We start from the raw sequence: 11,479 nt of genomic DNA, 5'->3' as shown, positions 1-11,479 counted from the left end.
AGCCGTGAAGCTCCGAGTCTAAAGTCCTCGATTGCAGGGATATTCGCGCATGCCCGAAACCGAACTGGCCCTCTCGCCGCTGCCGTGGACGGCCCGCGATCTCGCGCGGCTGGAAGCAGGCGCGTTCGACAGGGCGCCGCGGCTGGAGGACGCGGACGTCCGCCGCATTTCGCGCGATCTGGACGTCTGGGACGCCTGGCCGCTGGCCGATATCGATGGCACGCCGCGGCGTTGGCGCAGCGGCGAACTGTGGTTCGCACTCGCCGCTCCGGCCTTTGCCGACCCCGAGATGCGCCATGCCCACGCGCGCATCCACCACTTCCATCGCAAGGACGGACGCTTCCGCCATCTCGGCGCGACGTTCCCGGACGGGTTCACGCCCGGCAGCCGCGAATGGTCCGGTTCCGCCACGATAGAGGACGGGGTGGCGACACTGCGCTTCACCGCGGCGGGGCTGCGGGGGGAGCGCGATCCCTCGTTCCGTCAGCGCCTCTTTGCCAGCCGGGCGCGGCTGCCGGAGAGCGGAGGGGCCTTTGGAGACTGGTCCGAGCCGGAGGAAATCGTCGCGCCGGCGGACCTCCACTACATGACCCGGCACGAGGGCGGCGGCCGGGCCGGGGCGATCAAGGCGTTTCGCGATCCCAGCCTGTTCCGCGCGGCGGACGGTACGCGCTACGTGCTGTTCACGGCCTCTTCGGCCGTGCGGCGCGGCGCCCATAACGGGGTGATCGGTCTGGCGCGGCAAGAGTCGGACGGCATGTTCGCCAAGCTGCCGCCGCTGGTCGACGCGGCAGGCGTGAACAACGAGCTGGAGCGGCCGCATATCGTGAGCCATGGGGGACTCTGCTATCTCTTCTGGTCGACCCAGGCAGGTGTCTTCGCACCGGGTATCGCCGCGCCCACTGGGCTTTACGGGGCGGTCTCCACCGGGATCGGCGCGCCGTGGCGTCTGCTCAACGGGCACGGGCTGGTTTTCGCCAATCCCGAGGACGCGCCGTGGCAGGCCTATAGCTGGTGGGTGCTGCCAGACCTGCAAGTCGCCAGCTTCGTCGATTACCGGGGGCCGGGGGAAGGGCCGAAGCGGGGCAAACCTCGCGGGAGAGCGCACTTCGGGGGCACTTTCGCGCCCTTCCTCCAGCTTCGGCTGGACGGTGCCAGGGCCGGGCTCGGCTAGGCGGCAATTCCCTCCGCCACCGAAGTGCAAATAAATCAATTTCGCACCGTTAAACGAATGTTGCGTGACAGGGAAATCACGTTACAACCTCGCCATGCCGACGAGACCGGCCGGTCGCTTCGGGTCGCCGCATCGTCATGTGTGTGGTTGAAAAGGCCCTGCCGTCATCTTTCGCCCGAGGCGGAAAAGCGGAAGGATGCCGGATCGCTGGACCGGCCCTATATTCGTCGTCTGGCAGCAGGCGCACTGCGACGCCTCGCCTGCCGTTGATATGCGGGAGAATGCAATGAGCGCAGACGATCTGACCGCCGCCCCCAAGACCCGAACCAAGCCGAGTCGCAAGGCCTCCGCGCTGCAGCCTGCCATCGTGGCGCGCATCCGCGATTCGCTGCTGCCCGGCGACGCGCCCGATGAAGGCGCCTGGGTCGAGGAAGCCGCGCACGTCCTGCTCGAACTGGCCGCGCACCGCGCACCCGAGACTCCGGTGATCGAGATCGCTTCGGAGAACGACGAGCGCCGCTATCTGCGCATCGCCATCGTCAACGACGACATGCCCTTCCTGGTCGACTCGGTCGCCGCGGTCATTGCCGAGGCGGGCCTCGTGATCGACCGCCTGGCTCACCCGGTCGTTCGCGTGGAGCGCGATGCCAAGGGCGACCTCGTCGCCCTTCCGGAAGAGGCCGGCGAAGGCGCGCGCCGCGAATCGATGATCTACATCGAGACCGCCCGTGCCGATGCGCGCCAGCGCCGCGACATCCAGGCCGCGCTGGAAACCACGCTGGCCGACGTGCGGATCGCCGTGGCCGACTGGCCGAAGATGGTCGAGGCGATGGACGCCGATGCCGACCGCGTCGACGATGCCGAAGGCGCCGAGCTTCTGCGCTGGTTCGCCGGCGGCATGCTCACCCAGCTGGGCCATGTCACCCGCCGCCGCGACGGCAGCCATGCCGACCAGCTCGGCGTGTGCAAGCGCGAGGCCCGCGACCTCCTGTCCGACGCCAGCTACGACCGCGCCTTCGAGACTTTCGATGCGCAGCTTGCCGCGGGTGAGGTGCGTGCGCCGATGGTCATCAAGGCCAATGTCATTTCCACCGTCCATCGCCGCGTACCGCTGGACCTGTTCCTGGTGCCGGTCATCGAGGGCGGCAAGATCGCCGCGCTTTCGGTCCATGCGGGCATGTGGACGAGCGCCGCGCTGGCCGTTGCGCCGGACCGGGTTCCCCGTCTGCGCCGCCTCCTGGCCGGGCTTGGCAGCAAGCTGGGCTTCGACCCGGGCGGCCACACCGGCAAGGCCCTGGCCCATGCCATGACCAGCCTGCCGCACGACCTGGTGCTGGGCTTCGGCGAAGCCGACGTCGAGCGCCTGGCGACGACGATGACCGCGCTGGTCGACCGTCCGCGCCCGCGCCTGGTGGTCACTGCCTCGCCGCTGTCGCGCCACCTTTTCGCATTCGTGTGGATCGCCCGCGACACGCTCTCCACCCAGATGCGCAAGCGCATCCAGGCGATGATCGAGGAAGCCGCACAGGCCCCCACGCTGGACTGGGCGCTCAGTGTCGAGGCGGGCAACCTGGCCATGCTGCGCTATACGCTCGACATTCGCGAGGGCACCCAGGCGCTTGACGAGGAAGCGCTCGACCACCGTCTGCAGGTCATGCTGCGCGGCTGGGGCGAGGCGGTGGAAGCCGCGCTGGCCCAGTCGCTCGAACCCGGCCGCGCCGCCGCCATCGCCACCCGCTATGCCGAAGGCTTCCCGATGGCCTATCGCAGCGACTACGGTCCGGGCGAGGCCGCCATCGACATCGGCCACATGCGCGGACTGGTGGTCGGCGATGCCGGTACCGAAGCGCGCGGCAGCCGCGGGGTGCGCCTCTACCAGCACGATTCGGGCGAAGCGCCGCAGCTTCGCCTCAAGATCTACCAGGCCGAGGGCAGCCTGCCCCTCTCCGACGCGGTGCCCGCGCTGGAGAACTTCGGCTTCCGGGTGCTGGCGGAAATGCCGACCCCGCTCGACCGCGGCCGGATCGGCACGATCCACGATTTCACGCTCGCCCTGCCGACCGGCAGCGATGCGCGGGAAGTGCTCAAGCTGGCGCCGATGATCGAGGACGCCCTGGCCGGCGTGCTCAACAACCAGGCCGAGAACGATCCCTTCAACCGCCTGGTCCCCGGCCTCGGCCTCTCCAAGCGCGAGGCCGACTGGCTGCGCGCCTGGTATCGCTACTTGCGCCAGGCGGGCATGCACTTCGGTATCGGCACCGTGGTCGATGCGCTGCTCGGCGCTCCGGCCGTGACGCTGGGTATCATCGACTTGTTCCGCGGCATTCACGATCCCGCCTTCAAGGGCGACCGCGCCCAGGCCAAGGCTCAGGCGCAGGAAGCCATCCGCGCCGGCCTGGCCGAGGTCAACGCCATCAACGACGACCGCGTCCTGCGGGCCTTCCGCGATGTCGTGGCCGCCATGCTGCGCACCAATGCCTTCGCGCCCGCCGGTGAGACCGCGCTGGCCTTCAAGTTCGATTCCGCGCTGGTCCCCGGCCTTCCCAAGCCGCTGCCCTGGCGCGAGATCTTCGTCTATTCGCGCCGCGTGGAAGGCATCCACTTGCGCGCAGGCCCCGTCGCGCGCGGCGGACTGCGCTGGTCCGACCGCCGCGACGACTATCGCACCGAAATCCTGGGCCTGATGAAGGCGCAGCGCGTGAAGAACGCGGTGATCGTGCCGACCGGCGCCAAGGGCGGCTTCTATCCCAAGCAGCTTCCCGATCCCGCGCTCGACCGCGCCGGATGGGCGGCCGAGGGGCAGGCGAGCTACGAGATCTTCATCGGCACCTTGCTCTCGATCACCGACAATATCGTGGCGGACAAGGTCGTGCACCCCAAGGGCGTGGTGATCCTCGACGGCGAGGACCCCTACTTCGTGGTCGCGGCGGACAAGGGCACTGCCAAGTTCTCCGACGTCGCCAACGGCATCGCCGAATCGCGCGACTTCTGGCTGGACGACGCCTTCGCCAGCGGCGGCTCCAACGGCTACGACCACAAGGCCATGGGCATCACCGCGCGCGGCGCCTGGCTTTCGGTGCAGCGCCACTTCCTGGAAATGGGCGTCGACGTGCAGAACGACCCGGTCCGCGTGATCGGCTGCGGCGACATGTCGGGCGACGTGTTCGGCAACGGCATGTTGCTCTCCCGCTCGCTCAAGGTCGTGGCCGCTTTCGACCACCGGCACATCTTCCTCGACCCGGACCCCGATGCCGCGAAAAGCTGGGCCGAGCGTCGGCGCATGTTCGACCTGCCGCATTCGAGCTGGGAAGACTATGACAAGGCGCTGATCTCCAAGGGCGGCGGCGTGTTCTCGCGCAAGTCCAAGTCGATCGCGCTGACGGACGAAGTGCGCGCCGCCCTGAGCATCGAGGCGAACGAGCTGGACCCCGAATCGCTGATCTCGGCGATCCTCTGGGCGCCGGTCGACCTGCTGTGGTTCGGCGGTATCGGCACTTACGTGAAGTCCTCCGGCGAGAACAACGCCACTGTGGGCGATCCGGCCAACGATGCCTTGCGCGTCAGCGCCAACGAACTGCGCGTGCGGGTGATCGGCGAAGGCGCCAACCTGGGCGTTACCCAGGCCGCGCGCATCGAGTTCGCCTCCAGGGGCGGGCGCATCAACACCGACTTCATCGATAACTCGGCGGGCGTCGATTGCTCGGACAACGAGGTCAACATCAAGATCGCGCTGGCCGCCGCCAAGCGGGCCGACAAGCTCACCGAGGAAGAGCGCGTCGAACTGCTGCGCGAGATGACCGACGAAGTGGCCGAGCTGGTGCTGGAGGACAACCGCCTCCAGGCCCTGGCGCTTTCCATCGCCGAGCGCGGCGGGGCGACGGCCATGCCTTCGCATATCCGCCTGATCGAGACGCTCGAGGAAGGCGGCAATCTCGACCGCAAGACCGAGGGCCTGGCCGACAACGAAACGCTCGGCCGCCGCGCGCAGGACGGACGCGGGCTGACCCGCCCCGAATTGGCGGTGCTGCTGTCCAGCGGCAAGCTGGTGCTTCAGGCGGCGATCGAGAACTCGGCCCTGGCGACGGATGCAACGCTCCAGCCCATGCTGCTGGCGGCCTTCCCGCAGCCGATGCAGGCCAGGTTCGCCCGCTTCATCGAAGGCCACCGCCTGGCCGGCGAGATCATCGCCACCAAGCTGGCCAACCGCATCGTCAATCGCCTGGGCATCGTCCATCCCTTCGAACTGGCCGAGGAGGAGGGCGCGGACCTTGCGCAAGTCGCCGCCGCCTTCGCGCTGGCGGAGCAGCTCTTCGATCTCGACGCCCTCTGGGAACGCCTCGAAGTGGCGCCGATGAGCGAAGACGCCCGCATCGCGTTGTTCGACCGCACGGCCGGCGTGGTGCGCGGGCACATGGCGGACCTGCTGCGGGCGGGCGCGGGACAGGCCGCGCCGTCCGAAGTCATGGCCCGGATCGGCAAGCCGGTGGCCACGCTCTCGGTCGACACGCACGAGCTGCTGGGCGAACGCATCGTCGCGCATTCGAAGAAGCTGCGCAGCGGCCTGCTCGAACTCGGCGCGCCCGAGGACGAGGCGGGCATGGTGGCCAACCTCTACGACCTCGACGGGGCCGTAGGCATCGCCGCGCTGGCGGCCGATGCCGGGATCGATCCGCGTCAGCTGGTGGGGGCCTTCACCCGCATCGGCGCGGGACTGGGGCTGGACTGGGCGCAGGCCAGTGCCTCGATCATGAACCCTTCGGACCCGTGGGAGCGCCTGCTCGTCGCCGGTCTTGCCCGCGACTTCCAGCAGATGCGCCTCGACTTCCTGAAGCGCCTGGCCGCGACCAAGGCCGGCAAGTCCGACCCGGCCGCCGCCGCGGAGGAATGGGGCCGCGCGCATATCGCCGCGATCCAGACCTTCCGCGCGATGGTGCAGCGCGCGGAAAACACCGTGCCGCTGAGCCCCGCCATGCTGGCCCAGATCGCCAGCCAGGCAAGGAACCTGCTCGGGCGGTAAGTGGAGACGGAGCAGGGGTTTTCTCCTGCCCCGTCTCCATTCCTTTCGTCATTGCGAGCGGAGCGAAGCAATCCAGAGTCGCGCAGAGCCGCCCTGGATTGCTTCGTCGGCTTCGCCTCCTCGCATTGACGAAGGTGGGGGGCAGGGGCGTAGGAGTGTGGGAGCGTGAGGACGACGGGCGTAGGGGCGAGTTGATGGCCGGACACGGCCCATCATCAGCGCGCAGGTCGGCCGAAATCTCACTCTTCATCCTGAAACAGGTTCAGGATGACGAGCATAGCGGGGCAGGCCGAGTGCCTTGCCGCACCTCCATCCCCGCCACACCCAAACCACCCCTCACTCCAGCGGCAGGGTGCGCGGTTCCTTGATCGCCTCCAGCACGATGCTCGACTTCACGTCGCGCACGCCGGGAATGCGCACGAGCGTCTTCAGCGTGATCTGCGACAAGTGCTCCACGTCGCGGGCGATGATGTGGATGATGTAGTCCATGTCGCCGGTCACGGCGTGGCAGGCGATGACATAGGGATTGTCGCGGATCGCCTGTTCGAAGCGCGTGATGTTCTCGTCGATATGGGCGTTCAGGTTTATCAGCACATAGGCTTCCAATTCGAAGCCGAGCTTGCGCGGGTCGAGCACCGGCGCGTAGCCCAGGATCACCCCGTCGTCTTCCAGCCGCTTGATGCGGCGGCTGACCGGCGTGGCGGAAAGCGCGGTGCGTTCGGCCACTTGCGCCACCGGCATGCGCGCGTCTTCCTGCAAGGACGCGATGATCTTGCGGTCGAATAAATCCAGCTGCATGAATCCCCTGCCTTGATCCGACTTACTGGTGGAATCCCCTTTTACAGGCCGCCAGCGCGCGCGCAATCGCACGAATCTGCCATGAGACTTGTGGTATTCTCTAGGGAATGAAGAAGCCCTCCACCGAGACATCGACGAGCGAGCTTCGGGGAGAGTATGAAGGCGCTGCCGCGGACTACACGGTCGGGCAGGACTGGCATGCCTACACCCCCGAAATGCACGAACGCTGGCGCCGCCTTCATGCGCGGCAGTCGGCGCTTGTCGAGACATATGCCTGCCGCGCCTTCCGCGAGGGCCTGGCGCGGCTGGACTGCGCGGACGGCATCCCACGCTTCGAGGATGCCAACGCGATCCTCGGCCCCGCCACGGGCTGGGAGCTGGTGGGCGTGCCGGGCTTCATTCCCGATGCCGTGTTCTTCGACCACCTTGCCCATCGCCGCTTCCCGGTAACCCGTTGGCTGCGCGAGGAGCATGAGCTGGACTATCTGGTCGAGCCGGACGTGTTCCACGATTTCTTCGGCCATGTGCCGATGCTGCTCGATCCCACCATCGCCGATTTCCTGGAGCTTTACGGCAAGGCCGGGGCGCGGGCCATGGCGATGGATGCGCTGGCGATGCTGGCGCGGATCTACTGGTACACCATCGAATTCGGGCTGGTCCGCGAGGACGGCGCGTTGAAGGTCTTCGGCGCCGGCATCATCTCCTCGGCCAGCGAAACCCGCTTTTCCATCGAGGATCGCGCGGTCCTGCGGCTGCCCTTCGATGCCGTGCGCGTCATGCGCACCGGTTACATGATCGATGCTTTCCAGAAGACCTACTTCGTCCTGGAGAGCCTGCCGCAGCTGATCGAGGATCTGGTCGGGCTGGATTTCGGCCCCGTCTACGAAACCTGGCGCGCGGCGCCGCCCATTCCTGCCGGAGAGACGCTTTCCGGCGAAGTTCCTTTCGGAGAAACGCTTCCATGACCGACCTTCTCGAAACCTCCATCGAGCCAAATCCCATCGGACTGGACGGCTTCGAGTTCGTCGAGTTCTCGGCGCCGGAAAAGGGCGTGCTGGAGCCGGTGTTCGAGGCGATGGGCTTCACGAAGATCGCCCGTCACCGCTCGAAGGACGTGGAACTCTGGCGCCAGGGCGGCATCAATTTCATCACCAATTACGAGCCGCACAGCCCGGCCTGGTTCTTCAGCCGCGAGCATGGCCCTTCGGCCTGCGGCATGGGGTTCCGCGTTCGCGACGCCCGCGCCGCCTATGCCGAACTGCTGGCCCGCTCGGCCGAGCCGGTTTCGGTCGAGACCGGACCGATGGAACTGCACCTGCCGGGCATCCGCGGCATCGGCAACTCGATCATCTACCTGATCGACCGCTACGAGCGCGCCGATGAAAACGGCGAAAGCGACGGCGCCCTGTCGATCTACGACATCGACTTCGACTACCTGCCCGGCGTCGATCGCCACCCGGTCGGCGCCGGCTTCGACGTGATCGACCACCTGACCCACAACGTCTACGGCGGCCGCATGGCCTATTGGGCGGATTATTACGAGAAGCTCTTCAACTTCCGCGAGATCCGCTATTTCGACATCAAGGGCGAATATACCGGCCTCACCTCCAAGGCGCTCACCGCGCCAGACGGCAAGATCCGCATCCCGCTCAACGAAGAGGCCGAGGGCGGGAAGGGCCAGATCGACGAGTTCCTGCGCGCCTTCAACGGCGAGGGCATCCAGCACATCGCGCTGATCTGCGACGATCTCGTCGGCGCCTGGGACAAGCTCAAGGCGCTGGGCGTGCCGTTCATGACCGCGCCGCCGGAAACCTACTACGAGATGCTCGAAGAGCGGCTGCCCGGCCATGGCGAGCCTGCCGACCAGCTCAAGATGCGCGGCATCCTGCTCGACGGCACCACCGATGAAGTCGGCGCGGGCGGCCAGCCGCGCCTGCTGCTCCAGATCTTTGCCGAGGCCCGCGTCGGGCCGGTGTTCTTCGAATTCATCCAGCGCAAGGGCGACGACGGTTTCGGAAACGGCAATTTCAAGGCACTGTTCGAAAGCATGGAGCGCGACCAGATCCGCCGCGGCGTGTTGAAGGTGGAAGAGCCCGCCGGATAAGCGGCGCGGCGCACACGAAATTGGGAGAGACGGGCGGGCCCACGCAGGCTCGCCTGCAATTCCCGGGAGACCGAAGATGACTGACGAGAGCCCGATGCCAGCCCCGATGCCCGACGCGACTTTGGCCCCGAAACTTGGTGGGATCCACCATGTCGCCTACCGTTGCCACGACGCGAAGGAGACCGTCGCGTTCTACCGCGAGGTGATGGGCATGGATTTCATGCTGGCCATCGCCGAGGACAAAGTGCCCTCGACCGGCGCCCCCGATCCCTACATGCACGTCTTCCTCGACTGCGGCGGCGGCAATGTGCTGGCCTTCTTCGAGCTTCCGAATTCGCCCGAGATGGGGCGCGACGAGGCGACCCCCGCCTGGGTCCAGCACATCGCCTTCAAGGTGGAGGGCGAGCAGGACCTCCTTTCGGCCAAGCAGCGGGCCGAGGCGCGGGGCATTTCGGTGGTCGGCCCGGTCCATCACGGCGTCTTCAAGTCGATCTACCTGTTCGATCCCAACGGCCACCGCCTCGAACTCGCCTGGCAGTTCGGCAGCTCCGGCCAGATGGCCCAGCTCAAGGCCGTGGCCGACGACATGCTGGAGGAATGGGCGCGCACCAAGAAGGCCCCGCGTCACGCGGCCTGGCTGCACGAGAAGATCGCGGCGGAGACGTGAGGCTCCACGGCTACTGGCGCAGTTCCACCAGCTACCGCCTGCGCATCGCGCTGGGTCTCAAGGGGCTTGAATACGAGCAGGTTGCGGTCAACCTGCTCGACGGGGAGCAGCGCTCCCGGGAGTACCGCCGCCTCAACCCCTACGGCGGTGTTCCGGCGCTGGAGATCGATGGGCGCATCTATGCGCAGTCGATGGCGATACTGGAATGGCTCGACGAGAGCTTTCCCGACCGTCCGTTGCTCCCCCGCGATATCGAGGACCGCTTCGCGTCGCGCGAACTGTCGTTGGCGATCGCCACCGAGCTTCATGCGCCGCTCAACCTGCCGGTGCTCAAATACCTGAAAAACGACCTCGGCCATGGGCAGGACGAAGTGGACGACTGGTATCGCCACTGGATCGCCCGCACGTTCGAAAGCGTCGAGACGCGGCTGGCGCAGCGTCTGGAGGCGTCACGCGGGGCAGGGGATTTCCTGTTCGATGCGCCGGGGCTGTTCGAATGCGTCCTGGTGCCGCAGCTCTACAATGCGCGGCGGTTTTCCTGCGATCTGTCGGCCTATCCGCACCTGACACGCATAGATGCGGCCTGCCGGGAGCATCCGGCCTTCATCGCCGCGCATCCCGACCGCCAGCCGGACCGGAACTGACCGCATAAGGCCCCCGTCGGCGGGCACGCAGAGAATCCGGCGCTTTCCCTGCGTCCCGATGGGAAAAGACTACCTGGCAGGCGCCCTCAGGCCTTCGGCGTGACCCAGACCTCTACGGGCGCGGCGAACTTGCCCGGCGCAGGCTTGCCCACATGGACGCGGTCGGCGGTGACGAGTTCGCCGGTGGCGAGGTTGAAGCTCGCCCAGGGCTTGGGCATGCGGCCGAACGTCATCTTCTGGATGGGTTGGCCGGTGGTCGAATTCATGATGGTGGCGATAATGCTCATCCGCCCGCCCGTAGCGAGATCGTGGCGTGGCGGTCCAGCGGGCGGGGCAAGCTATGCACCGCCCAATTCGCTCAGCTTTCGGCAGGCGCCAGCAGCAGGTCGCGCAAGGCGTGGAGGCTGGGCAGCACTTGCGCGCAGAGCAGCGTCTGTTCCTCGGTGGCGGGCAGCAGGTCGGGCACCATCACCGTGGCAATCCCGGCCGAAGTCGCCGAGCGGACGCCCGCGGGGCTGTCCTCGATCGCGACGCAATGCGCCGGATCGACACCCAGGCGGCTGGCGGCCAGCAGGTAGGGCTCGGGATGGGGCTTGGCCTCGGTCACGTCGTTGCGGGTAACCACGAGATCGAAGTAGCGCAGCAGGCCCGCCTTTTCGAGGCGTTGCTGCGCATAAGACGCTTCCGAGGACGTGGCGATGGCCATGGGAATGCCCGCCTTGGCGAAGTGCTCCAGGATCACCTCGGCGCCGGGGCGCAGCGGGATTCCGGCATCGAGCATGGCCGCGAAGGCCCGGTCGCTCTCCTCGAAGAAGCGGTCCAGCGGGAAGTCCGGGCCCATGTGGTCGGCCACCAGGCGGCGCGAACCGTCGCGGTGGATGCCGACCATCGAATTCTGCAGCTCCGCTGCGAGCGGATAGCCCATCGCCTTGCCGGTCTGCGCGAAAGCGCGGCCGTGGGCGGCTTCGGTATCGAGCAGCGTCCCGTCCATGTCGAAGATCGCCGCGCGGATCGGGTCGGGCAGCACGGGGGAGCGAAGCGTTTCGGGCAGGGAAGTCATAGGCTCAATATGCGC

General features: G+C 67.4%; 9 protein-coding genes. 6 read left to right on the top strand and 3 right to left on the bottom strand.

Going from position 1 to position 11,479, the window contains the following annotated elements; all coding sequences use genetic code 11:
• The first annotated feature begins 49 nt into the window (after positions 1 to 49).
• Both AC1VV3_RS06845 and AC1VV3_RS06840 read left to right on the top strand, forming a co-directional pair.
• Entirely contained in the window at positions 50 to 1,174 is a 1,125-nt protein-coding gene (locus tag AC1VV3_RS06845; RefSeq protein ID WP_431568335.1) for a glycoside hydrolase family 68 protein, read from the top strand.
• 286 nt (positions 1,175 to 1,460) lie between these two features.
• The gene (locus AC1VV3_RS06840; protein ID WP_431568336.1) at positions 1,461 to 6,191 is read left to right on the top strand and encodes an NAD-glutamate dehydrogenase domain-containing protein; all 4,731 of its coding nucleotides are present in this window, start codon (positions 1,461 to 1,463) and stop codon (positions 6,189 to 6,191) included.
• Between the two features lie 336 nt (positions 6,192 to 6,527).
• On the opposite strand, the gene AC1VV3_RS06835 is transcribed toward AC1VV3_RS06840, so the two are convergent.
• On the bottom strand, positions 6,528 to 6,989 hold the full coding sequence (locus tag AC1VV3_RS06835; RefSeq protein ID WP_132265189.1) for an Lrp/AsnC family transcriptional regulator: 462 nt from the start codon (positions 6,987 to 6,989) through the stop codon (positions 6,528 to 6,530).
• A gap of 107 nt (positions 6,990 to 7,096) precedes the next feature.
• Here AC1VV3_RS06835 and phhA point away from each other — a divergent pair, with 107 nt between their 5' ends.
• The 4 genes from phhA (at position 7,097) to maiA (ending at position 10,404) form a co-directional block, all read left to right on the top strand.
• Complete coding sequence (gene phhA / locus AC1VV3_RS06830; RefSeq protein WP_431568337.1) at positions 7,097 to 7,954, top strand: phenylalanine 4-monooxygenase; 858 nt, start codon at positions 7,097 to 7,099, stop codon at positions 7,952 to 7,954.
• Positions 7,951 to 9,093: a 4-hydroxyphenylpyruvate dioxygenase gene (gene hppD / locus AC1VV3_RS06825; protein ID WP_431568338.1), complete on the top strand. Its 1,143-nt coding sequence runs from the start codon at positions 7,951 to 7,953 to the stop codon at positions 9,091 to 9,093. The genes phhA and hppD overlap by 4 nt, the downstream gene beginning before the upstream one ends.
• A gap of 76 nt (positions 9,094 to 9,169) precedes the next feature.
• Positions 9,170 to 9,760: a VOC family protein gene (locus AC1VV3_RS06820; RefSeq protein ID WP_431568339.1), complete on the top strand. Its 591-nt coding sequence runs from the start codon at positions 9,170 to 9,172 to the stop codon at positions 9,758 to 9,760.
• Positions 9,757 to 10,404: a maleylacetoacetate isomerase gene (gene maiA, locus AC1VV3_RS06815; RefSeq protein ID WP_431568340.1), complete on the top strand. Its 648-nt coding sequence runs from the start codon at positions 9,757 to 9,759 to the stop codon at positions 10,402 to 10,404. The genes AC1VV3_RS06820 and maiA overlap by 4 nt, the downstream gene beginning before the upstream one ends.
• A gap of 86 nt (positions 10,405 to 10,490) precedes the next feature.
• On the opposite strand, the gene AC1VV3_RS06810 is transcribed toward maiA, so the two are convergent.
• A complete protein-coding gene (locus AC1VV3_RS06810) occupies positions 10,491 to 10,691 on the bottom strand; it encodes a hypothetical protein (RefSeq protein WP_132265197.1) in 201 nt (66 codons plus the stop codon).
• Between the two features lie 71 nt (positions 10,692 to 10,762).
• Positions 10,763 to 11,464: an HAD family hydrolase gene (locus AC1VV3_RS06805; RefSeq protein WP_431568341.1), complete on the bottom strand. Its 702-nt coding sequence runs from the start codon at positions 11,462 to 11,464 to the stop codon at positions 10,763 to 10,765.
• Positions 11,465 to 11,479: the final 15 nt, after the last annotated feature.

Source organism: Novosphingobium sp. BL-S-34 (genome assembly GCF_056857015.1).
The sequence above is the reverse complement of the archived record's forward strand: the minus strand, read 5'-3'. Positions and strand labels throughout refer to the sequence as shown.